We start from the raw sequence: 22,789 nt of genomic DNA, 5'->3' as shown, positions 1-22,789 counted from the left end.
GGTTGGCCTGGGCATTCGGATATGAGGCTGCATCGCAAGGAGTTTAGATGAGTGCCGACAACGCCTACGCGGTCGAGCTGAAGGGACTGTCCTTCAAGCGAGGGACGCGCAGCATTTTCAATGACATCGATATTCGCATCCCGCGCGGCAAGGTGACCGGCATCATGGGGCCTTCCGGGTGCGGAAAGACCACGCTGCTGCGGCTGATGGGGGCACAACTGCGCCCTAGCGCCGGCGAAGTCTGGGTCAATGGCCAGAACCTTCCAAAGTTGTCGCGCAGCGATTTGTTCGATGCGCGCAAGCATATGGGGGTGCTGTTCCAGAGCGGCGCGCTGTTTACCGACCTCGATGTGTTCGAGAACGTGGCGTTTCCCCTGCGGGTCCATACCGAACTGCCGGACGAAATGATCCGCGACATCGTTTTACTCAAGCTGCAGGCCGTCGGGCTGCGCGGGGCCCTGGATTTGATGCCGGATGAACTGTCCGGTGGCATGAAGCGTCGCGTGGCGTTGGCGCGGGCCATCGCCCTCGATCCAAAAATCCTCATGTACGATGAGCCCTTTGTTGGCCAGGACCCCATTGCCATGGGCGTGCTCGTGCGGTTGATCCGCCTGCTCAATGACGCCCTGGGCATCACCAGCATCGTGGTGTCCCACGACCTGGCCGAAACCGCGAGCATCGCCGACTACATCTATGTCGTTGGCGATGGCCAGGTGCTGGGGCAGGGTACGCCCAAGGAATTGAAGGATTCGGACAACCCACGCATTCGCCAATTCATGAAAGGTGACCCGGACGGTCCGGTGGCGTTTCATTTTCCGGCCACGGATTACCGTACCGATCTGCTGGGGAAGCGCTGATGCGCAAGAAATCATTAATAGAAAGAATTCGCCTGTTCGGCCGTTCCGGCATCGACGTGCTGGCCGTGCTGGGGCGTTCCACGCTGTTCCTGATGCACGCACTGCTCGGACGCAATTCGACCGGAGGCGGTTTTGGCCTGCTGGTCAAGCAATTGCATTCGGTGGGGGTGATGTCCCTGGTGATCATCGTCGTCTCGGGCATCTTCATTGGCATGGTACTGGCGCTCCAGGGCTTCAGCATCCTGTCCAGCTATGGATCGGAGCAAGCGGTCGGGCAAATGGTCGCGCTGACCTTGTTGCGCGAGCTCGGGCCCGTGGTGACGGCGCTGCTGTTCGCTGGGCGTGCCGGGTCGGCGTTGACCGCTGAAATCGGCAACATGAAGTCCACCGAGCAGTTGTCCAGCCTGGAAATGATTGGTGTCGATCCGCTCAAGTACATCATTGCCCCGCGCCTGTGGGCCGGCTTCATCTCGCTGCCGGTGCTGGCGATGATCTTCAGTGTCGTGGGGATCTGGGGAGGCTCATGGGTGGCCGTCGATTGGCTGGGGGTCTATGAAGGTTCCTACTGGTCCAACATGCAGAACAGCGTCGACTTTCTCGACGATGTGCTCAACGGTGTGATCAAGAGTGCCGTATTCGCTTTCGTGGTCACCTGGATCGCCGTGTTCCAAGGTTATGACTGTGAGCCCACGTCAGAGGGGATCAGCCGTGCCACAACCAAGACCGTGGTCTATGCCTCGTTGGCCGTCCTGGGCCTTGACTTTATTCTGACCGCCTTGATGTTTGGAGATTTCTGATGCAAAACCGCACCCTGGAAATCGGTGTCGGCCTTTTCTTGCTGGCTGGCATCCTGGCTTTGCTGCTGCTGGCCCTGCGAGTCAGTGGACTGGCGCCGACCGCGAGCACCGATACTTATAAACTTTACGCTTATTTTGACAATATCGCCGGTTTGACGGTCAGAGCCAAGGTAACCATGGCCGGTGTCACCATCGGCAAGGTCACGGCAATCGATCTGGACCGCGACAGTTTCACCGGTCGGGTAACGCTGCAACTGGAAAAGCGGGTGGATAACCTGCCGACTGACTCCACTGCATCGATTCTCACGGCTGGGCTGTTGGGCGAGAAATACATCGGTATCAGCGTGGGTGGGGAAGATGCCTTGCTCAAGGACGGTGGGACCATCCACGATACACAGTCGTCCCTGGTGCTCGAGGACCTGATCGGTAAATTCCTGCTCAATACCGTGAACAAAGACGCCAAATGAGGAGCTATTGAATGATCTCTATCCTGCGACGCAGCCTGCTGGTCTTGCTGGCGGCCCTGCCGCTGATGGGCAATGCCGTGGCGGCGCCTTCGGCGCACGACATCATCAAGACCACCACGGATCAACTTCTGGCGGATCTCTCTGCCAATAAGGAAAAGTACAAGCAGGACCCGGGTGCGTTCTATGAATCCCTGAACCGTATCGTCGGGCCGGTCGTGGATGCCGATGGCATTTCCAAGAGCATCATGACCGTCAAATACTCGCGCAAGGCTACGCCCGAGCAGATGACCCGCTTCCAGGAAAACTTCAAGCGCAGCCTGTTCCAGTTCTATGGCAACGCCTTGCTCGAGTACAACAACCAGGGCATCACGGTCGATCCGGCCAAGGATGAGTCAGGTGATCGCACTAGCGTCGGCATGACGGTCAAAGGCAATAACGGCGCCGTATATCCGGTGTCCTACACGCTCGAGAAAATCAGCGGCGAGTGGAAAGTACGCAACGTGATCATCAACGGCATCAACATCGGCAAGTTGTTCCGCGATCAGTTCGCCGATGCGATGCAGCGCAACGGCAACGACCTGAACAAGACCATCGACGGTTGGGCGGGTGAAGTCGCCAAGGCGAAGGAAGTTGCCGAAGATGCCCAAGAGAAGCAGCAACAATGAATGCGTCGGTGAGTGAGTCGGCCGTTCGCCTGGGCGAGTCTGGCGAGTTGCTGCTCAGTGGCGTGCTGGATTACCGCACCGGCCCGGGTTTGCGCAAGCAGGGCCAGGCGTTGATCCAATCCGCCAAGGCCGCCGAGTTGGTCATTGACTGCTCGGCGGTGGAGAAGTCCAGCAGTGTCGGTCTGTCCCTCCTGCTGTGCTTCATGCGCGACGCCAAGGCCGCCGGCAAGACGTGGAGCATCCGTGGGATGCCTGAGGACATGCGCGAAATAGCCCAGGTCAGCGAATTGACCGAGCTGTTGGAGCACCCCTGATTCACAACTTCGTAAAAGCCCCCCGTCAGAGTCCTGCTTCGCGGGGTTCGCAGGCGCGGGGCTTTTTTGTATGATGTGCGACCCGTGCGCACAGGGCGCCGATTGAGGTTGAGCATGCAGGCTGTAGAAGTGAAGAGCTTCCTTGAAGGAAAGCTGCCTGGTACGCAGGTGGAAGTTGAAGGCGAAGGCTGCAATTTCCAGCTGAACGTGATCAGCGATGAACTGGCGGCGTTGAGCCCGGTGAAGCGTCAGCAGAGCATCTATGCCCATTTGAACCCATGGATCGCCGATGGCAGCATCCACGCGGTCACTATGAAATTTTTCAGCCGCGCGGCCTGGGCCGAGCGCACCTGAGCCCAAGGGCGTCGAGATTCTTATGGATAAATTGATTATTACCGGCGGCGTTCGCCTCGATGGCGAAATCCGTATTTCCGGAGCAAAGAACTCCGCGCTGCCGATCCTGGCCGCGACGCTGCTGTGCGATGGCCCTGTGACCGTGGCCAACCTGCCGCACCTGCACGACATCACCACGATGATCGAGCTGTTCGGCCGCATGGGCATCGAACCTGTGATCGACGAGAAACTCGCCGTCGAAATCGACCCACGTACCATCAAGACCCTGGTCGCGCCGTACGAACTGGTCAAGACCATGCGTGCCTCGATCCTGGTGCTCGGCCCGATGGTCGCCCGTTTCGGTGAAGCCGAAGTGGCGCTCCCTGGCGGTTGCGCCATCGGTTCGCGTCCAGTGGACCTGCACATCCGTGGCCTGGAGGCCATGGGCGCGGTGATCGATGTCGAGGGCGGCTACATCAAGGCCAAGGCCCCTGAAGGGGGCCTGCGTGGCGCGCATTTCTTCTTCGATACCGTCAGCGTGACCGGGACCGAGAACATCATGATGGCCGCCGCATTGGCCAAGGGCCGCAGCGTGCTGCAAAACGCCGCTCGCGAGCCCGAGGTGGTGGACCTGGCGAACTTCCTGATCGCCATGGGCGCCAAGATCAGCGGCGCTGGCACCGACACCATCACCATCGATGGCGTCGAGCGCCTGCACTCGGCCACTTACAAAGTGATGCCGGACCGTATTGAAACGGGCACCTACCTGGTTGCCGCCGCCGTCACCGGTGGCCGCGTCAAGGTCAAGGACACCGATCCGACCATCCTTGAAGCTGTGCTGGAAAAACTCAAGGAAGCTGGCGCCGAAGTCACCTGCGGCGAAGACTGGATCGAAGTGAACATGCACGGCAAGCGGCCGAAAGCCGTCAACGTGCGGACCGCTCCCTACCCAGCGTTCCCGACCGACATGCAGGCGCAGTTCATCTCCCTCAACGCCATTGCCGAAGGCACGGGCGCGGTGATCGAGACGATCTTCGAAAACCGCTTCATGCACGTCTATGAGCTGCACCGCATGGGCGCCAAGATCCAGGTCGAAGGCAACACCGCCATCGTCACCGGCGCCGAGAAACTCAAGGGCGCGCCGGTCATGGCAACCGACCTGCGGGCCTCGGCCAGCCTGGTGATCTCGGCCCTGATCGCCGAGGGCGATACCTTGATCGACCGCATCTACCACATCGACCGCGGCTACGAGTGCATCGAAGAGAAACTGCAGATGCTCGGCGCCAAGATCCGCCGCGTGCCGGGCTAGTTCCGGCTGCATGGCACAAGGATGTGCCAGGATTTCGTTTCAAATCGAGGGTGGTTGCGCCCTCGATGTATGTCCGGCGCCGCTTGCGACCGGGCATGAGTACCTTGATTAGGACTGACGTTTCCCATGTTGACCATCGCACTGTCCAAGGGCCGCATCCTTGACGACACCCTGCCGCTTCTGGCTGAAGCGGGCATTGTGCCGACCGAGAATCCGGACAAGAGCCGCAAGCTGATCATCCCCACGACCCAGGCCGACGTGCGCTTGTTGATCGTGCGCGCCACCGATGTGCCGACGTACGTGGAGCATGGCGCCGCCGACCTGGGCGTTGCCGGCAAGGACGTACTGATGGAATACGGCGGCCAGGGTTTGTACGAGCCGCTGGACCTGCGCATCGCTCGCTGCAAGCTGATGACCGCTGGCAAGGTCGGCGCGCCCGAGCCCAAAGGGCGCCTGCGGGTCGCGACCAAGTTCGTCAACGTTGCCAAGCGCTACTACGCCGAACAAGGCCGCCAGGTCGACATCATCAAGCTCTACGGCTCGATGGAGCTGGCGCCGTTGATCGGCCTGGCGGACAAGATCATCGACGTGGTCGACACGGGCAACACCCTGCGCGCCAACGGCCTGGAACCCCAGGATTTCATCGCCGACATCACCTCCCGGCTGATCGTCAACAAGGCTTCGATGAAAATGCAGCACGCCCGTATCCAGGCTTTGATCGATACCCTGCGCAAGGCAGTGGAATCGCGACACCGCGGCTGATTCACCTGCGCGACCTTGAGTCGCGCCCGTCTATCCGCGTCATAGCCAATTTTCTCAGGTGCCCCCGCGAATGGACTGGTAGCTTAGGGCGCCTGAGCATTTGCCATTAATGAGGCCCTCGCTATGACCGCTCCCACCTCGATTCGCCGACTCAATGCTGCCGACCCGGATTTCGCACATCATCTGGATCATCTGCTGAGCTGGGAGAGTGTGTCCGACGACTCGGTCAACCAGCGGGTGCTGGACATCATCAAGGCCGTGCGCGAGCGTGGCGACGATGCCTTGGTGGAATTCACACAGAAGTTCGACGGCCTGCACGTGGCGTCGATGGCCGACCTGATCCTGCCGCGCGAGCGTCTGGAACTGGCTTTGACCCGAATCACCGTGGCCCAGCGCGAAGCCTTGGAAAAAGCCGCGTCCCGGGTACGCAGTTATCACGAGCGGCAGAAACAGGATTCGTGGAGTTACACCGAGGCCGACGGCACGGTGCTGGGCCAGAAGGTCACGCCGCTGGACCGCGCCGGCTTGTACGTGCCGGGTGGCAAAGCGTCCTATCCGTCCTCGGTGCTGATGAACGCGATCCCGGCCAAGGTCGCCGGCGTGACTGAAGTGGTCATGGTTGTCCCGACCCCGCGCGGCGAAATCAACGAACTGGTGCTGGCTGCCGCCTGCATTGCCGGCGTGGACCGGGTGTTCACCATCGGCGGTGCCCAGGCCGTGGCCGCGTTGGCCTATGGCACGCAAAGCGTGCCGCGGGTCGACAAGGTAGTCGGTCCGGGCAACATCTATGTCGCCACTGCCAAGCGCCACGTGTTTGGTCAGGTCGGCATCGACATGATTGCTGGCCCTTCGGAAATCCTCGTGGTGTGCGACGGTCAGACCGATCCGGACTGGATCGCCATGGACCTGTTTTCCCAGGCCGAGCATGACGAAGATGCCCAGGCCATCCTGGTCAGCCCGGACGCCGAATTTCTCGACAAAGTGGCCGCCAGCATCGACAAGTTGCTGCCGACCATGGACCGCGCCGAGATCATCAACACCTCCATCAATGGCCGTGGTGCCCTGATCAAGGTCGATGACATGGAACAGGCCATCGAAGTCGCCAACCGCATCGCGCCGGAGCACTTGGAACTGTCGGTTGCCGATCCCCAGGCTTGGCTGCCGAAGATCCGCCATGCCGGCGCGATCTTCATGGGCCGTCACACCTCCGAGGCGCTGGGCGACTATTGCGCCGGACCGAACCATGTACTGCCGACCTCCGGCACCGCGCGCTTCTCGTCGCCGCTGGGGGTTTATGACTTCCAGAAACGCTCCTCGATCATTTTCTGCTCGGAGCAGGGCGCGTCCGAACTGGGCAAGACCGCGTCGGTGCTGGCCCGTGGCGAATCGCTGAGCGCCCACGCCCGCAGCGCCGAATACCGCATCAAAGACGAACGGAAGGGGAACTGAAATGAGTAGATTCTGGAGCCCGTTCGTCAAGGACCTGGTGCCGTATGTGCCGGGCGAACAGCCGAAGCTGACCCGCCTGGTCAAGCTCAACACCAACGAGAATCCCTATGGCCCATCGCCCAAGGCCCTCGCGGCGATGCAGACCGAACTCAATGACAACCTGCGCCTGTATCCGGACCCCAATAGCGATTTGCTGAAAAGCGCCGTCGCCCGGTATTACGGTGTGCAAACCAACCAAGTGTTCCTGGGTAACGGTTCGGACGAGGTGCTGGCGCACATCTTCCACGGTCTGCTTCAGCACAACCAACCGGTGTTGTTCCCGGACATCAGCTACAGCTTCTACCCGGTCTATTGCGGGCTGTACGGCATCGCGTTCGACGCGGTGCCGCTGGATGAACAGTTCCGGATCGACCCGACGGATTACGCCAAGCCGAACGGCGGGATCATCTTCCCCAACCCGAACGCGCCGACCGGCTGCCTGCTGGCGCTTGACGCGGTCGAGCAGATCCTCAAGGGCAGCCCGGATTCGGTGGTGGTCGTCGACGAGGCTTACATCGACTTTGGTGGCGAAACGGCCATCAGCCTGGTGGATCGGTATCCGAACCTGCTGGTCACGCAGACGCTGTCCAAGTCTCGCTCGTTGGCGGGATTGCGAGTGGGCCTGGCGGTGGGGCATCCGGATCTGATCGAAGCGTTGGAGCGGATCAAGAACAGCTTCAACTCCTATCCGTTGGATCGTCTGGCAAATGTCGGTGGCGCGGCGGCGTTCGACGATCGCGAGTATTTCGACCGAACCTGCCGGTTGGTGATCGAGCACCGCGAGTGGGTGGTGGCCAAACTGGAGGCCAGGGGCTTTGAAGTGCTGCCATCGGCGGCCAACTTCATTTTCGCTCGTCACCCCCGGTACGACGCAGCGGGGTTGGCGGCGAAACTGCGTGAGCAGGGCGTGATCGTGCGGCACTTCAAGCAGGAGCGCATCGCGCAGTTCCTGCGGATCAGCATCGGTACGCCGGAGCAGAACCAGGCGCTGATCGACGGCCTAGGCGAGCTCTAAAGCGCTGCATGGATCCTGTGGGAGCGGGCTTGCTCGCGAAGGCTGTGTGTCAGTTAACGCCTGGATGACTGACCCAACGCCATCGCGAGCAAGCTCGCTCCCACATTGATTTCAGGGCGTCCTAACGATCAGCGACACTGAAATCCTTTGTGGGAGCGAGCTTGCTCGCGATAGTGGCCAGATCAGCTCCCACAATTTCAGCGCTTACTCGTGATGCGGCTCGCCAAGGAACGTCAGCGACGTAAACACCCCGCGCGTCGCGACATCCTTATTGTCCTTGAGCGGGATTTCCATCTGCGCGGCAATGACATTCAACCCTTCATTACGTACCGGTACCTTGGCCCGTCCCTCGGCGTCGGTTTGCGTGGTGACAGTACCTGGCGCGCTGCGATAGTCGCCCACCAGTTTCACGCCAGCGGCAGGTTTGCCATCGATCAGCACTCGCACCGGCAAAGGCTGGCCGGGGCCGACGGTCAGTGGGTCGACTTCCGGTACGATGACGAACTTGATCTGATCCAGTTTCGGCAGCTTCGCTCCCGGCTCATAGATCGCCAGGCTGTACTTGAAGGTCTGGGTCGATTCGATCGCCCCGGGTACCTTGCTGCGGCCTTCGTTGATCCACTTCTTGTCGGCGGTCTGTGACCACATGCCGTTGTCCAGGGCGACGGCCAGCACGGCCGGCGGCTTGAGGGGTTGCAGGCGAGCGTGGTCCGGCAGACGCTCCACGGTGACGGGGATCATGTTGCCGCCCAGGTCGTAGGCCCAGGCGCCACTGATTTTCTTCGCCTTGAAGGCGTTGTCCTCGGCGCCGTGACCGTAGATCACTTCGATGTTGCCGCGTCGCTGTTCTGTCCACAGGCCATGGGCCGAAGCCTGGGTGGCCAGGAGCAGGGCGAGCAGGGTGAAGGTCTTGGGGTATTTCATGCTGACTTCCTTATAGATTGGGGGTGAGGCTGACAGTGAAGTTGCGTGGATCACCGGGCGTGACCCAGTAATTGCTGTAGGAGCGTTCGTAGTATTTTTCGTCGAAAATGTTGTTCAGGTTCAGGCCCCGAGGTCGACCATCCCCCGTACTTCAAGTTGAGTAATGCTGTCGTGCCAATTGTTGTCTCGCTCGCGGTAACGACGGTTCACCGTGTGGCCGTCGGCATTCAACGGGCGCGCTTCGGAAGCGAATCCCCAGAGTTCACCCTGCTTGTAATGGCTGGCCAGGTGCACATTGATGGCGTCCAGTTCCAGGGGCTGGATTTCTTCGGCAAAAGCCGGATCGCCGAGCAACCCCAGGGTGAGGCTGGCAACGGAAATCCGTTTCAGAGATGACATGTTATGTTGTTCCAATTTTTGCATTGAAACAATATAACACTACTAATGAGAATTTATGCTATCTGTAATTTCAGGTGTGGTTGTGGTCGCTGGATATCGAGAAGATGTGGCGAGGGGATAAATCCCTTCGCCAAGGTGATCTCGCCAAAGTGGCGTGCTTACTGTTCTTCTTTAAGCACCACCGGCGCGGGTGGCGGGCGCAGGCCAATCTCAGCCGTGAGCTTGAGTTCCTTGCCGTTGCGCATGACCTGAATCGTGACCTTGTCGGTGGGTTTGATCCGCGCCACCTGGTTCATCGAGCGCCGGCCATCGCCGGCCGGTTCGCCGTCGATGCTCAGGATGACATCACCCAATTGCAGGCCTGCCTTCTGCGCCGGACCGTCGCGGAAGATGCCCGCCACCACGATGCCGGGTCGCCCGGACAAGCCGAACGACTCCGCCAGTTCCTGGGTCAGCGGTTGGACCTCGATGCCCAGCCAGCCACGAATCACCTGGCCGTGTTCGATGATGGACTTCATTACCTCCATGGCCAGCTTCACCGGAATGGCAAAACCGATGCCCTGGCTGCCACCGGATTTGGAAAAGATCGCCGTGTTGATCCCGGTGAGATTGCCGTTGGCATCCACCAGGGCGCCACCGGAGTTGCCAGGGTTGATGGCAGCGTCTGTCTGGATGAAATCTTCGTAGTTGTTCAGGCCCAGTTGGTTTCGGCCGGTGGCGCTGATGATGCCCATGGTCACGGTCTGGCCAACGCCGAACGGGTTGCCGATTGCCAGGGTCACGTCGCCGATGCGGATGCTGTCGGAACGGCCGATGGTGATCGCGGGGAGGTTCTTCAGATCGATCTTCAGTACCGCGAGGTCGGTTTCCGGATCGCTGCCGATCACCCGGGCCAGGGTTTCACGGCCGTCCTTGAGTGCTACCACGATCTGGTCGGCACCGCTGGTGACGTGGTTGTTGGTCAGGATATAACCTTCCGGGCTCATGATCACACCCGAGCCCAGGCTCGACTCCATGCGCTTCTGCTTGGGCGAGTTGTCGCCGAAAAAACGCCGGAATTGCGGGTCTTCAAACAGCGGGTGGTTGGGCTTGTTGATGACTTTGGTGGTGTACAGGTTCACGACCGCCGGCGCCGCCAGGGTGACCGCGTCGGCATAGGACACCGGCCCCTGCTGCGGCGCCTTGGCTTGGGGCGCTTGTTGCAGGTTGACGTCGAGGCTTGGCAGCCCGACCCATTCCGGGTAGCGCTGGATAATCAATAAAGCGACAAGCACGCCGGCCAACAGCGGCCAGCCGGAAAAACGCAGCGCCTTGAACATTAAGCACGTCCTACAAAGGTTGCAGGCGGGATGGGACCGCCCATAATGTCGCGCATTATACGAGGCCGCGCGCGCCTCTGGACGGGATATTTAGGAGTCTTTTCATGGCCGTCGCCCTGAACACCCTGGTAGAAGAAGCGGACCGTTACCTGGCAAGCAGCCGGATCGCCGATTATTGCCCCAACGGCTTGCAGGTCGAAGGCGCCCCGCAGGTGATGCGTATCGTCAGCGGCGTGACGGCCAGCCAGGCGTTGCTCGATGCTGCCGTGGAGGCCGAGGCCGACCTGGTCCTGGTGCATCACGGCTATTTCTGGAAGGGCGAGAATCCCTGCATCACCGGGATGAAGCAGCGGCGCCTGAGAACCTTGCTCAAGCACGATATCAGCCTGCTGGCCTATCACTTGCCCCTGGACTTGCATGCCGAAGTCGGCAACAACGTACAACTTGCCCGACAACTGGACATCACCGTCGAAGGGCCGCTGGATCCGGATAATCCAAAGATCGTCGGCCTCGTGGGTTCTCTGTCCGAACCGATGACGCCTCGGGATTTCGCCCGCAAGGTCCAGGAAGTCATGGGCCGCGAGCCGTTGCTGATAGAAGGGGAACAGATGATCCGCCGGGTCGGCTGGTGTACCGGTGGCGGCCAGGGATACATCGACCAGGCGGTACTGGCCGGCGTCGATCTGTACCTCAGTGGCGAGGCGTCCGAGCAGACCTTCCACAGCGCGCGGGAAAACGGCATCAGCTTCATCGCCGCCGGGCATCATGCGACCGAGCGCTACGGCGTCCAGGCGCTGGGCGACTACCTGGCGCGGCGTTTTGCGCTGGAACACATCTTCATCGACTGCCCGAATCCGATCTGACTGCTTATAAACGCTGTGGGCGCTTATCCCTGTGGGAGCGAGCTTGCTCGCCCCCACAGAAAGCAAATGCGAGGCCCGAACCACCGGGCATATCCATATGCTGTTTCGATCTAGTTGGCGCCCTGATTAGAAGAGGTCGCTGTGCTAGGATTCCCCGCTCGAACACGGCCCGCTGGCCGTTCATAAGAAAGCTTTCGTGAGTAGCCATGGTCGACAAACTGACGCATCTGAAACAGCTGGAGGCGGAAAGCATCCACATCATCCGCGAGGTGGCCGCCGAGTTCGATAACCCGGTGATGCTGTACTCCATCGGTAAAGACTCCGCCGTGATGCTGCACCTGGCACGCAAGGCGTTCTTCCCCGGCAAGCTGCCGTTTCCGGTGATGCACGTCGACACCCGGTGGAAATTCCAGGAAATGTACAAGTTCCGCGACCGCATGGTCGAAGAACTCGGCTTGGACCTGATCACCCATATCAACCCGGACGGCGTGGCGCAGAACATCAACCCGTTTACCCACGGCAGCGCCAAGCACACCGACATCATGAAGACCGAGGGCCTGAAACAGGCGCTCGACAAGCATGGTTTCGACGCAGCCTTCGGTGGCGCCCGTCGTGATGAAGAGAAGTCCCGTGCCAAGGAGCGCGTCTACTCGTTCCGCGACAGCAAGCACCGCTGGGACCCGAAGAACCAGCGCCCGGAGCTGTGGAACGTCTACAACGGCAAGGTCAACAAAGGCGAGTCGATCCGCGTCTTCCCATTGTCGAACTGGACCGAGCTGGACATCTGGCAGTACATCTACCTCGAAGGCATCCCGATCGTGCCGCTGTACTTCGCCGCCGAGCGTGAAGTGATCGAGAAGAACGGCACGCTGATCATGATCGATGATGAGCGCATCCTCGAGCACCTGTCCGACGAAGACAAAGCCCGAATCGTCAAGAAGAAAGTACGTTTCCGTACCCTTGGCTGCTACCCGTTGACGGGCGCGGTGGAGTCCGAGGCCGAGAGCCTGACGGACATCATCCAGGAAATGCTCCTGACGCGAACTTCCGAGCGCCAGGGCCGGGTCATCGACCACGATGGCGCAGGCTCGATGGAAGATAAAAAACGTCAGGGTTATTTCTAAGGGGTTGTCATGTCGCACGCATCTGATTTGATCAGCGAGGACATCCTCGCCTACCTGGGCCAGCACGAGCGTAAAGAGCTGCTGCGCTTTTTGACCTGCGGTAACGTCGATGACGGCAAGAGCACCCTGATCGGGCGCCTGCTGCACGACTCCAAGATGATCTATGAAGATCACCTGGAAGCCATTACCCGTGATTCGAAGAAAGTCGGCACCACCGGTGACGATATCGACCTGGCGTTGCTGGTCGATGGTCTGCAGGCCGAGCGCGAGCAAGGCATCACCATTGATGTCGCCTACCGCTATTTCTCCACCGCCAAGCGCAAATTCATCATCGCCGACACCCCCGGCCATGAGCAGTACACCCGCAACATGGCCACCGGTGCTTCCACCTGTGACCTGGCGATCATCCTGGTGGATGCCCGCTACGGCGTGCAGACCCAGACCCGTCGCCACAGCTTCATCGCCTCGTTGCTAGGCATCAAGCACATCGTCGTGGCCATCAACAAGATGGACCTCAAGGACTTCGACCAGGGCGTGTTCGAGTCGATCAAGGCCGACTACCTCAAGTTCGCCGAAGGCTTGAAGATGAAGCCCACCAGCATGCACTTCGTGCCGATGTCGGCCCTCAAGGGCGACAACGTGGTGAACAAGTCCGAGCGCTCGCCGTGGTACACCGGCCAGTCGCTGATGGAAATCCTCGAGACCGTGGAAGTGGCGGGCGATCGCAACTTCACCGACCTGCGTTTCCCGGTGCAGTACGTCAACCGTCCGAACCTGAACTTCCGCGGTTTCGCCGGCACCCTCGCCAGCGGCATCGTGCACAAGGGCGACGAAGTGGTGGTGCTGCCTTCCGGCAAGAGCAGCCGCGTGAAATCCATCGTCACCTTCGAAGGCGAGCTGGAGCACGCCGGCCCGGGTCAGGCTGTCACGCTGACCATGGAAGACGAGATTGATATCTCCCGTGGCGACCTGCTGGTGCATGCCGACAATGTCCCGCCGGTCACCGACAGCTTCGAAGCGATGCTGGTGTGGATGGCCGAGGAGCCGATGCTCCCGGGCAAGAAATATGACATCAAGCGCGCCACGAGCTACGTGCCCGGTTCGATTGCCAGCATCGTCAACAAAGTCGATGTGAACACCCTCGAGGAAGGTCCGGCCAGCGCGTTGCAACTCAACGAAATCGGCAAGGTGAAGATCGCCCTGGATGCGCCGATCGCCTTGGACGGTTACGAGAGCAACCGCACCACTGGCGCGTTCATCGTCATCGACCGTCTGACCAACGGCACCGTGGGCGCGGGCATGATCGTGGCCCAGCCGCTGGCCCACGGCAGCAGCACGCACCACGGCAAACTGGCCCATGTGTCGGTGGAAGAACGTACCCAGCGCTTCGGCCAGCAGCCGGCCACGGTGCTGTTCAGCGGCCTGTCGGGCGCGGGCAAGAGCACGTTGGCCTATGCGGTGGAGCGCAAGCTGTTCGACATGGGCCGTGCGGTGTTTGTACTCGATGGCCAGAACCTGCGCCACGACCTGAACAAGGGGCTGCCGCAAGACCGTGCCGGACGTACCGAGAACTGGCGTCGCGCGGCTCACGTCGCCCGTCAGTTCAACGAAGCCGGCCTGCTGACCCTGGCTGCGTTCGTCGCGCCGAGTGCCGAAGGCCGTGAACAGGCCAAGGACTTGATCGGCCGCGAGCGCCTGGTGACCGTCTACGTCCAGGCCTCGCCAACGGTATGTGCCCAGCGTGATCCACAAGGGCTGTACGCGGCTGCCGGCGATAACATTCCGGGCGAGTCGTTCCCATACGACGTGCCGCTGGATGCCGACCTGGTGATCGACACCCAGTCGCTGACGTTGGAAGAAAGCGTCAAGCAAGTGCTGGATCTGCTGCGCAAGCGTGGCGCGATCTAAGGGAAACAGCTGCAAGCGGCAAGTAAAAGCCCGCCGATGAGTGATCATCGGCGGGCTTTTTTGTTGTCTGGAGGGACGCCATCGCGAGCAAGCTCGCTCCCACAGGTATTTGCCTCAGCAGTGACCATTGTGGGAGCGAGCTTGCTCGCGATGAGGCCGGTGCAGCCAGCTCAAAACTTGTCGGGATATTCCCGATGCATCTGCTCAAGCAATGCATCCTTGTCCTGCCACAGCTGGTTGATCCAACCCTGGAACTCCAGGCGATATTCCCCGTCCTGGTCGTAGCTTTTGCCAATGAACTGCGGCGGTATCTTCAGCTCCTGGAAGTGCACCACCACCTCGCCAACGTTGCCGCAGAGCAAATCCCGATACCCCGGGCGGCCGCCCGGATAATGAATCGTCACGTTGATGATCGACTCCAATTGTTCGCCCATCGCATCGAGCACAAACGCGATGCCGCCGGCCTTGGGCTTGAGTAGGTAGCGAAACGGTGATTGCTGCTGGGCATGCTTGCTTTCGGTGAAGCGCGTGCCCTCAACGAAATTGAAAATACCCACCGGGTTGTTGCGGAATTTCGCACAGGTCCTGCGGGTGGTTTCCAGGTCCTTGCCTTTCTTTTCCGGATGTTTTTCCAGGTAAGCCTTGGAGTAACGCTTCATGAACGGGAAGCCCAGTGCCCACCAGGCCAGGCCAATCACCGGCACCCAGATCAGCTCTTGCTTGAGGAAAAACTTCAACGGTCGGATGCGTCGGTTCAGCACGTACTGCAACACCATGATGTCGACCCAGCTTTGATGATTGCTGGTGACCAGATATGAGTGTTGGTAGTCCAGGCCTTCCAGCCCGCTGATATGCCAGCGGGTACGGCGCAACAGGTTCATCCAGGCCTTGTTGTTGCTGATCCAGGCTTCGTGGATATGGCTCATCAGCCAGTCGGTAATACGCTGGGCAGCGGGGAAGGGCAGCAACAGTTTGAAGATCGCCACGATGAACAGCGGCGTGCAGCAGGCGATGGTGTTCAACGCCAACAGCAGCGAGGCGATTACGCCCCGTACAGGGGGAGGCAGGAAATCCAGCATTTAAATATCCAGAGGTCGGTTGGCGGCTTGAATCGCGGTCAAGGCGATGGTGTAGACGATGTCATCGACCTGGGCGCCACGCGGCAAGTCATTCACGGGCTTGCGCAGACCTTGCAGCATTGGCCCGAGGCTGACGCAATCGGCGCTGCGCTGCACGGCCTTGTGGGTGGTATTGCCGGTATTGAGGTCCGGGAAAATGAACACGGTGGCCCGACCTGCGACCTGGCTGTTGGGCGCCAGTTGCCGTGCCACGGCCTCGTTGGCGGCGGCATCGTATTGCAGCGGGCCGTCGATCAACAGCCCCTGTTGCGCCTCATGGGCCAGCAGCGTTGCTTCGCGGACCTTTTCCACTTCTTCGCCGCTGGCCGACTCACCGCTGGAATAGCTGAGCATCGCGACCCGTGGCGTGATGCCGAACGCCGCGGCGGAGTCGGCGCTTTGCAAGGCGATCTCGGCCAGTTCCGCAGCGCTTGGGTGCGGGTTCATCACGCAATCGCCATACACCAGCACTTCCTCGGGAAACAGCATGAAGAATACCGACGACACGAGCGAACAGCCCGGCGCGGTCTTGATCAATTGCAACGCCGGGCGGATGGTGTTGGCGGTGGAGTGGATGACGCCGGAGACGAGCCCGTCCACTTCATCCAGCGCCAGCATCATGGTGCCGATCACCACGGTGTCTTCCAGTTGCTGCTCGGCCATGGGGGCGTTCAGGCTTTTGCTCTTGCGCAGCCGCACCATGGGCTCGACGTAACGCTCGCGAATCACATCCGGGTCGAGAATCTCCAGCCCCGGCGGCAGTTCGATACCCTGGGCGCGGGCCACGGCCTCGACGTCGGCCGGTTTTGCCAGCAACACGCAGCGGGCGATGCCCCGCGCCTGGCAAATGGCGGCGGCTTGCACTGTCAGCGGTTCGCTGCCTTCCGGCAATACGATGCGTTTGTTGGCAGCCTGGGCGCGCTGGATCAGTTGATAGCGGAACACCGCCGGTGACAGGCGCATCTCCCGTGGCGTGCCGCAGCGCTGGTGCAGCCATCGGGCGTCCAGGTGGCTGGCGACAAAATCGGTGATGATTTCCGCGCGTTCGCGGTCATCGATGGGGATTTCCTTGTTCAAGCCGTTGAGCAGATTGGCGGTGTCGTACGAGCCGGTGCTCACCGACAGCACTGGCAACCCGGCCTGCAACGCACCGCGGCAAAGGTCCATGATGCGTGGATCGGGCAGGGTGTCGCTGGTCAGCAGCAGGCCGGCCAGCGGTACGCCGTTGATCGCCGCCAGGCTCACGGCGAGGATGATGTCGTCGCGATCGCCAGGGGTCACCACCAGTACGCCGGGCTTGAGCAGTTCCACGGTGTTGCGCATGGTGCGGGCGCAAATGATGATGTTGCTCATGCGCCGCGTTTCGTAGTCGCCGGCATTGAGCACCTGCGCGCCCATCAGGTCGGCCACGTCGCGGGTACGCGGGGCGTTGAGCTCGGGGCGAAACGGGATGCAGCCGAGCAGGCGGAAGTCGCCGCTGCGCAGCAACGGCGAATGTTCCTTCAGGCGCGCGGTGAACGCCTCCATGCTTTCGTCGGTGCGAACCTTGTTCAAGATCACGCCGAGGACTTTCGGGTCCTTGGGGCCGCCAAATAGTTGTGCCTGCAACTCGACGCGACCGGAAAGCTCCGTCAGCACTTCGTTTTCCGGCGCCGACACCAGAATCACTTCGGCGTCCAGGCTCTTGGCCAGGTGCAGGTTGACCCGGGCGGCGTAGCTCGCGCTGCGGGTCGGGACCATGCCCTCTACGACCAGTACGTCCTTGCCGACGGCGGCCTGCTGGTAGAGGGTGATGATTTCTTCCAGCAGCTCATCGAGCTGGCCATCGCCGAGCATGCGCTCCACGTGAGCCAGGCCCAGCGGTTGCGGTGGCTTGAGGCCGTGGGTGCGGGCCACCAGTTCGGTGGAGCGTTCCGGGCCGGTATCGCCAGGATGAGGCTGGGCAATGGGTTTGAAAAAGCCGACTTTGAGCCCGGCGCGTTCCAGGGTACGCACCAGCCCGAGGCTGATGGAGGTCAGGCCCACGCCAAAATCGGTGGGTGCGATAAAAAAAGTTTGCATGCGGATTCTCTAAGGGTGCATGGCCAGTGCCCTGTATTTGCGAAACAGGGCACCAGGGCGCGACCTATGACTGGTCATCTACCCACAATTCAGTCGCCAAGGTTATCGCTAACCGGGCCTTGAGCGCACCAGCCGCAAGCAAAGGGCTGGCCGATTTTTTCAATACGTTGCGCCGGGTCCAGTACCCAGGCCCGGGATTGCCACGGTGGCTGGTGGCGCAGGTGCTGGGTGTGGCCGCAAGACAGCTCGACGACCCAGTGTCCGTCCTCATCCTGGCGGAAACCCGTGACCGTTGGTCTGTTCGAGCTAGCCCGTTTGTCCGGGTTCCGTTCGCTTTCGGGCAAATCCTTGTTTAGACTTGTCCGTTCTTCATTCTTATGCAAAAGGTCTCGCCCCATGCTGATCGCCGCCAATAAGGCTGTCTCCATCGACTATACCCTGACCAACGACGCTGGTGAGGTCATCGACAGCTCTGCCGGCGGCGCTCCGCTGGTCTACCTGCATGGTGCAGGCAACATCATCCAGGGCCTGGAAAAAGCCCTCGAAGGCAAAACCACCGGCGACGAGCTGAACGTGACCGTCGAGCCGGAAGACGCCTACGGCGAGTACTCCGCCGAACTGGTCAGCACCCTGAGCCGCAGCATGTTCGAAGGTGTGGATGAGCTGGAAGTCGGCATGCAGTTCCACGCTTCGGCGCCGGATGGCCAGATGCAGATCGTCACCATTCGCGACCTGGACGGCGATGACGTCACCGTTGACGGCAACCACCCGTTGGCCGGCCAGCGCTTGAACTTCCAAGTCAAGATCGTCGATATCCGTGACGCCAGCCAGGAAGAAGTTGCCCATGGCCACGTCCATGGCGAAGGCGGCCATCACCACTGATTCCTGCGCTACGTTCAAGGAAACAGTGAACTGGAAAGGCGCCATACGGCGCCTTTTTAGTCGCTTGCTGTTAGCATCACCCATGGCTGTATCGAAAAGATCTGCAAACCTGGAGTTTCGTCATGAGTGCTTTCCACGACCTTAAACTGACAACCCTGGATGGTCAGGAGCTTCCTCTGGCACCGTTCAAAGGGCAAGTCGTGCTGGTGGTCAACGTTGCCTCCAAATGTGGCCTGACGCCTCAATACGCGGCGCTGGAAAATCTCTACCAGCAGTACAAGGACAAGGGCTTCAGTGTGCTGGGCCTGCCCTGCAACCAGTTCGCCGGACAGGAGCCTGGAACCGATCAGCAAATCCAGGAATTCTGCAGCCTCAACTATGGCGTGACGTTCCCGCTGTCCAGCAAGCTGGAAGTGAACGGTCAAGAACGTCATCAGCTCTATCGTCTGCTGGCGGGCGAGGGCGCCGAGTTCCCTGGAAACATTACCTGGAACTTCGAAAAATTCCTGCTCGGCAAGGACGGCCGGGTGCTGGCGCGTTTCTCGCCGCGCACGCCGCCCGATGATCCTGCGGTGATCCAGGCGATCGAAAAAGCCCTGAGCTAAACCGTCAGGCGAACCTTTGTGGCGAGAGGATACATTCCCTCGCCACGTATTGCGGGCCTCAAAACAAAAGCGTTCTCTCGGCTCCCTTCTGATCCTTAATCACTCCAATCAATAGTGCTACCCAGCTCTGCTTCAGCTTCATATTATCGTCGTCATATATGAACCGTGACCGATCCCGTGGAGTGCCCCATGCCTGTACAAGCCCTGTTCAAACCCTTTCAGCTCGGCACGTTCCAGCTGCCGACCCGGGTCGTGATGGCGCCGATGACCCGTTCCTTTTCGCCGGGCGGCGTACCGAACAGCAAGGTGATCGAGTATTACCGTCGTCGCGCGGCGGCCGGGGTGGGCCTGATCATCACCGAGGGCACGACGGTAGGTCACAAGGCGTCCAATGGCTACCCGAACGTACCGCATTTCTACGGTGACGCCGCGCTGGCGGGTTGGAAGAAAGTAGTCGATGCGGTGCACGCCGAAGGCGGCAAGATCGTTCCGCAACTGTGGCACGTAGGCAATGTCCGACGCCTTGGTACCGAGCCGGACGGCGCCGTACCAGGCTATGGCCCGACTGAAAAGCTCAAGGATGGCCAGGTCGTGGTTCACGGCATGACCCAGGCAGACATCGACGAAGTCATCGCCGCCTTCGCCCAAGCGGCAAAAGATGCCAAGGGTATCGGCATGGACGGCGTCGAGATCCACGGTGCCCACGGCTATCTGGTGGATCAGTTTTTCTGGGAAGGCAGCAACCAGCGCACGGACGGTTACGGCGGCGACCTGGCCAACCGTTCGCGCTTCGCCATCGAGCTGATCCGCGCCGTGCGCGCTGCGGTGGGCGAAGATTTTCCGATCATTTTCCGATTTTCTCAATGGAAGCAGCAGGACTACACCGCGCGCCTGGTGCAGACGCCTGAGGCGCTGGAAGCGTTCCTCAAGCCGTTGGCCGATGCCGGCGTGGATATTTTCCATTGCTCCACGCGTCGGTTCTGGGAGCCTGAGTTCGACGGTTCGGACCTGAACCTGGCCGGCTGGACCCGCAAGCTCACCGGCAAGCCAACGATTACCGTCGGCAGTGTCGGCCTGGACGGCGAGTTCCTGCAGTTCATGGTCAATACCGACAAGGTTGCCCAACCGGCCAGCCTGGAAAACCTGCTGGAGCGCCTGAACAAGGAAGAGTTCGACCTGGTGGCGGTGGGCCGTGCTCTGCTGGTGGATCCCGACTGGGCGCAGAAAGTGCGTGACGGGCGTGAGCAGGACATCCTGCCGTTCAGTCGCGAGGCGTTGATGACCTTGGTGTAAGCGGCGTCTGCCTTCGCGAGCAGGCTCGCGATGGCTGCCTCGGCATCATCGGATAATCAACGCACAGTCGGCGCAGCAGGCAGCACCTGCTCGCCGACACAAGCGCTTCGCAATAACGCCTCGAACTGCTCGATCACCGCCCCCCAGCCCTGGCGGCTGGCATGCTGGCGCGCGTTGAGCCTCACGCAACGCAAGGCCTCTGGCTCTTCCAGCAGCCAACGGGCCGCGTCGCAAAATGCTTCTTCATCCCCAGGCATCGCCAATACGCCGTTATAGCCATGACGGATGTGCTGCGCCGCCGCGGCCTGGTCGTAGGCCACCACGCCCAGCCCGGATGCCAGTGCTTCCAGCACAACGTTGCCGAAGGTTTCGGTCAGGCTCGGAAAGACAAACACATCCCCGGACGCGTAATGGGCGGCCAGCGCTTCGCCACGTTGCGCCCCGCAGAATATCGCCTCGGGCAGTTGTTGCTCGAGAGCGAGCCGCTGTGGGCCGTCTCCAACGATCACCAGTTTGATTTGCCGTGTCGCAAAAGCACTGCGCAGGGTGTCGAAACTGCGTTTGAGCAGCGCCAGGTTTTTTTCCGGCGCCAGGCGTCCCACATGAAGCACCGCGATAGCGTCATCATCCAGGCCCCAGCTCTTGCGCAAGGCGGCTGAGCGTTTGGCCGGATGAAACAAATGGCTATCCACGCCACGGGACAACAATGCCACGCGTTCGAAATGCCGGCGTTCCAGTTCCAGGCGCTGGCTGACGCTGGGCACCAGCGTCAGGCTTGAGCGGTTATGGAACCAGCGCAAGTAATGCGTGAGCCCACGGCTCAGCAGGCCGAGGCCGTATTGCTGGGTGTATTGCTGGAAGTTGGTATGGAAGCCACTGACTACCGAAATACCCAGGCGCCGCGCGGCACGCAACGCAGACAAGCCCAGCGGCCCTTCGGTGGCGATATACAACACGTCCGGGCGATGACGCTTCCAGCGCCGCAACAGCTTGTGCATCGAAGCCTGTCCCCACTGCAAACCCGGATACCCCGGCAATGGCCAGCCCCGGCACAGCAGCAATTGGTCATCACTGGTCAGACCCTGGTCTCCCGCCTGGCGAGGGCGAATCAGTTCTACCCGATGCCCGCGGGCGCGCAAACCGTCATGGAGACGACCCAGGGTATTGGCTACGCCATTGATTTCCGGCGCAAAGGTTTCGGTGACGAGCGTAACGTGCAGGAGTGTGGTCATGGCCCCAGTGTCGACCGGGGCCGTTTCGCCAGTGTGACGTCAGGATGACGGATTTGTGACCGGGTCAGCCCTGACGCGCCAGCGCCGTCTCGGCGCCTTGCTCTCGCACCCAGAACAACGTCGCCCCGGCCACCGCCGCCGGCATCATCAGAATGTTCACGAAGGGAATCAGCAGCACCAGGTACACGCTGCCGCCAAAACCCAGGCTCTGCCAGCGCTTTTCCCGCAGCCAGGCGAGCATTTCGTTCCAGCCCAGCTTATGGTTGTCCGCCGGGTAGTCGATGTACTGGATCGCCATCATCCAGATCCCGAACAGCAACCACAGTGGCGCGGCCACCAGATTGACCACCGGGATGAACGAAAGCACGAACAGCCCCAGGGCCCGGGGCAGAAAATAACCGAGCTTGCGCGCCTCTCGAGCCAGGGTGCGCGGGACCATGGCGACCAACTCGCCCCAACTGAACGCTGGGAAATCATCCGTGCCGCGTACTACCACTTCGACCTTCTCGGCGAGAAAACCGTTGAAAGGCGCCGCGATGATGTTGGCAAGCATCGTGAAAGTGAAAAATACCATCAGCACCACAAGGACGACGAACAGAGGCCACAGGACATAGCTCAGGAAACTCAGCCAATCCGGCAGCGACGGCATCAGCGTGTCGACCCACAAGCTGAACTGGTGGCCGGCGAGGTAGATCAGCCCGACGAACAGCACCAGGTTGACAGCGAGCGGCAGCAGAACAAAAAGGCGCAGGCTGGGGCTCAGGACCAATTTGAGCCCTTCGCGCAAATATTGCGGGCCGGACAGGACGGGGGCGGGCATAAGTGGCTCCAAGGGTAGTGGACGCGCCCGACCTTACCGACTTTGCCTTGTGCGGGAAAGTCGCGACACGGCGTGTAACAAAGGTTTAGCGCAGGTTTGTCGCTATCGGCGACGTCGCGGCGGATAGAGCTCACCTATGAGCTGGATTGTTAAACCGTATTTCCTTAATCTTCGGTCCCTCGATACGCTGCACCCATTCTTTTTACAGGACTGTCGAACCCAAGCCTTCCCCAA

24 protein-coding genes are annotated in these 22,789 nt (G+C 60.8%); 16 read left to right on the top strand and 8 right to left on the bottom strand.

Features of this window, described 5'->3' with window-relative positions:
- Positions 1 to 47 precede the first annotated feature (47 nt).
- From J3P92_RS21105 to hisC, 10 genes are all read left to right on the top strand, one after another.
- The gene (locus J3P92_RS21105; RefSeq protein ID WP_420765514.1) at positions 48 to 857 is read left to right on the top strand and encodes an ATP-binding cassette domain-containing protein; all 810 of its coding nucleotides are present in this window, start codon (positions 48 to 50) and stop codon (positions 855 to 857) included.
- A complete protein-coding gene (mlaE, locus tag J3P92_RS21100; RefSeq protein WP_420765513.1) occupies positions 857 to 1,654 on the top strand; it encodes a lipid asymmetry maintenance ABC transporter permease subunit MlaE in 798 nt (265 codons plus the stop codon). Before J3P92_RS21105 ends, mlaE begins: the two co-directional genes overlap by 1 nt.
- Positions 1,654 to 2,121 carry an outer membrane lipid asymmetry maintenance protein MlaD gene (gene mlaD / locus J3P92_RS21095; protein WP_420765512.1) on the top strand — a complete coding sequence of 156 codons (468 nt, stop codon included), beginning with the start codon at positions 1,654 to 1,656 and terminating at the stop codon, positions 2,119 to 2,121. Before mlaE ends, mlaD begins: the two co-directional genes overlap by 1 nt.
- A gap of 11 nt (positions 2,122 to 2,132) precedes the next feature.
- Positions 2,133 to 2,786: an MlaC/ttg2D family ABC transporter substrate-binding protein gene (locus tag J3P92_RS21090; RefSeq protein WP_420765511.1), complete on the top strand. Its 654-nt coding sequence runs from the start codon at positions 2,133 to 2,135 to the stop codon at positions 2,784 to 2,786.
- Positions 2,787 to 2,794: 8 nt separating this feature from the next.
- Entirely contained in the window at positions 2,795 to 3,100 is a 306-nt protein-coding gene (locus J3P92_RS21085; RefSeq protein WP_434560631.1) for an STAS domain-containing protein, read from the top strand.
- 114 nt (positions 3,101 to 3,214) lie between these two features.
- Positions 3,215 to 3,454, top strand: a complete 240-nt coding sequence (locus J3P92_RS21080; protein ID WP_003221710.1) for a BolA family protein — start codon at positions 3,215 to 3,217, stop codon at positions 3,452 to 3,454.
- A 22-nt stretch (positions 3,455 to 3,476) separates the two neighbouring features.
- The gene (murA, locus tag J3P92_RS21075; RefSeq protein WP_144922830.1) at positions 3,477 to 4,742 is read left to right on the top strand and encodes a UDP-N-acetylglucosamine 1-carboxyvinyltransferase; all 1,266 of its coding nucleotides are present in this window, start codon (positions 3,477 to 3,479) and stop codon (positions 4,740 to 4,742) included.
- Between the two features lie 126 nt (positions 4,743 to 4,868).
- Positions 4,869 to 5,504, top strand: a complete 636-nt coding sequence (gene hisG / locus J3P92_RS21070) for an ATP phosphoribosyltransferase (protein WP_047699553.1) — start codon at positions 4,869 to 4,871, stop codon at positions 5,502 to 5,504.
- 123 nt (positions 5,505 to 5,627) lie between these two features.
- Entirely contained in the window at positions 5,628 to 6,953 is a 1,326-nt protein-coding gene (hisD, locus tag J3P92_RS21065) for a histidinol dehydrogenase (RefSeq protein ID WP_434607752.1), read from the top strand.
- Position 6,954: 1 nt separating this feature from the next.
- Positions 6,955 to 8,007 (top strand): histidinol-phosphate transaminase, encoded by a 1,053-nt coding sequence (gene hisC / locus J3P92_RS21060; protein WP_434648945.1) that lies wholly within the window; start codon positions 6,955 to 6,957, stop codon positions 8,005 to 8,007.
- Positions 8,008 to 8,211: 204 nt separating this feature from the next.
- Here the strand turns inward: hisC and J3P92_RS21055 are convergent, their stop codons facing one another.
- The 3 genes from J3P92_RS21055 to algW form a co-directional block, all read right to left on the bottom strand.
- Positions 8,212 to 8,931 carry a DUF4198 domain-containing protein gene (locus tag J3P92_RS21055; protein WP_434607748.1) on the bottom strand — a complete coding sequence of 240 codons (720 nt, stop codon included), beginning with the start codon at positions 8,929 to 8,931 and terminating at the stop codon, positions 8,212 to 8,214.
- A 120-nt stretch (positions 8,932 to 9,051) separates the two neighbouring features.
- Positions 9,052 to 9,330 carry a hypothetical protein gene (locus tag J3P92_RS21050; RefSeq protein ID WP_434651223.1) on the bottom strand — a complete coding sequence of 93 codons (279 nt, stop codon included), beginning with the start codon at positions 9,328 to 9,330 and terminating at the stop codon, positions 9,052 to 9,054.
- Between the two features lie 158 nt (positions 9,331 to 9,488).
- On the bottom strand, positions 9,489 to 10,649 hold the full coding sequence (gene algW, locus J3P92_RS21045) for a Do family serine endopeptidase AlgW (protein WP_420765507.1): 1,161 nt from the start codon (positions 10,647 to 10,649) through the stop codon (positions 9,489 to 9,491).
- 104 nt (positions 10,650 to 10,753) lie between these two features.
- Between algW and J3P92_RS21040 the strand changes: the two genes are divergently transcribed.
- The 3 genes from J3P92_RS21040 to cysN all read left to right on the top strand — a co-directional run bounded on the left by J3P92_RS21040 (position 10,754) and on the right by cysN (position 14,544).
- Complete coding sequence (locus J3P92_RS21040) at positions 10,754 to 11,512, top strand: Nif3-like dinuclear metal center hexameric protein (protein ID WP_434560621.1); 759 nt, start codon at positions 10,754 to 10,756, stop codon at positions 11,510 to 11,512.
- Between the two features lie 206 nt (positions 11,513 to 11,718).
- Positions 11,719 to 12,636 carry a sulfate adenylyltransferase subunit CysD gene (gene cysD / locus J3P92_RS21035; RefSeq protein ID WP_030139871.1) on the top strand — a complete coding sequence of 306 codons (918 nt, stop codon included), beginning with the start codon at positions 11,719 to 11,721 and terminating at the stop codon, positions 12,634 to 12,636.
- A 9-nt stretch (positions 12,637 to 12,645) separates the two neighbouring features.
- Complete coding sequence (gene cysN / locus J3P92_RS21030) at positions 12,646 to 14,544, top strand: sulfate adenylyltransferase subunit CysN (protein WP_420765505.1); 1,899 nt, start codon at positions 12,646 to 12,648, stop codon at positions 14,542 to 14,544.
- Between the two features lie 170 nt (positions 14,545 to 14,714).
- On the opposite strand, the gene J3P92_RS21025 is transcribed toward cysN, so the two are convergent.
- The 3 genes from J3P92_RS21025 to J3P92_RS21015 form a co-directional block, all read right to left on the bottom strand.
- On the bottom strand, positions 14,715 to 15,623 hold the full coding sequence (locus J3P92_RS21025; protein WP_434648943.1) for an acyltransferase: 909 nt from the start codon (positions 15,621 to 15,623) through the stop codon (positions 14,715 to 14,717).
- A complete protein-coding gene (pta, locus tag J3P92_RS21020) occupies positions 15,624 to 17,723 on the bottom strand; it encodes a phosphate acetyltransferase (protein ID WP_420765503.1) in 2,100 nt (699 codons plus the stop codon).
- An 89-nt stretch (positions 17,724 to 17,812) separates the two neighbouring features.
- On the bottom strand, positions 17,813 to 18,151 hold the full coding sequence (locus J3P92_RS21015) for a DUF3565 domain-containing protein (RefSeq protein WP_420765502.1): 339 nt from the start codon (positions 18,149 to 18,151) through the stop codon (positions 17,813 to 17,815).
- On the opposite strand from J3P92_RS21015, the gene J3P92_RS21010 reads away from it, so the two are divergent.
- The 3 genes from J3P92_RS21010 to J3P92_RS21000 all read left to right on the top strand — a co-directional run bounded on the left by J3P92_RS21010 (position 18,120) and on the right by J3P92_RS21000 (position 20,503).
- Complete coding sequence (locus J3P92_RS21010) at positions 18,120 to 18,605, top strand: FKBP-type peptidyl-prolyl cis-trans isomerase (RefSeq protein WP_265066092.1); 486 nt, start codon at positions 18,120 to 18,122, stop codon at positions 18,603 to 18,605. The two genes, J3P92_RS21015 and J3P92_RS21010, sit on opposite strands and share 32 nt — an antisense overlap.
- Positions 18,606 to 18,727: 122 nt before the next feature.
- Entirely contained in the window at positions 18,728 to 19,210 is a 483-nt protein-coding gene (locus J3P92_RS21005; protein WP_434648941.1) for a glutathione peroxidase, read from the top strand.
- Positions 19,211 to 19,399: 189 nt separating this feature from the next.
- Positions 19,400 to 20,503: an NADH:flavin oxidoreductase gene (locus tag J3P92_RS21000; protein WP_434648939.1), complete on the top strand. Its 1,104-nt coding sequence runs from the start codon at positions 19,400 to 19,402 to the stop codon at positions 20,501 to 20,503.
- Positions 20,504 to 20,559: 56 nt separating this feature from the next.
- On the opposite strand, the gene J3P92_RS20995 is transcribed toward J3P92_RS21000, so the two are convergent.
- Together J3P92_RS20995 and cysZ are read right to left on the bottom strand one after the other, a co-directional pair.
- Complete coding sequence (locus J3P92_RS20995) at positions 20,560 to 21,735, bottom strand: glycosyltransferase family 4 protein (protein WP_420765499.1); 1,176 nt, start codon at positions 21,733 to 21,735, stop codon at positions 20,560 to 20,562.
- A 64-nt stretch (positions 21,736 to 21,799) separates the two neighbouring features.
- Positions 21,800 to 22,555 (bottom strand): sulfate transporter CysZ, encoded by a 756-nt coding sequence (cysZ, locus tag J3P92_RS20990; RefSeq protein WP_434607736.1) that lies wholly within the window; start codon positions 22,553 to 22,555, stop codon positions 21,800 to 21,802.
- Positions 22,556 to 22,789: the final 234 nt, after the last annotated feature.

This window comes from Pseudomonas sp. D3-27 (assembly GCF_051132165.1).
Taxonomy (GTDB): domain Bacteria; phylum Pseudomonadota; class Gammaproteobacteria; order Pseudomonadales; family Pseudomonadaceae; genus Aquipseudomonas.
Note: the sequence above shows the minus strand (reverse complement) of the source record. Positions and strands in the feature narration are given on the sequence as shown.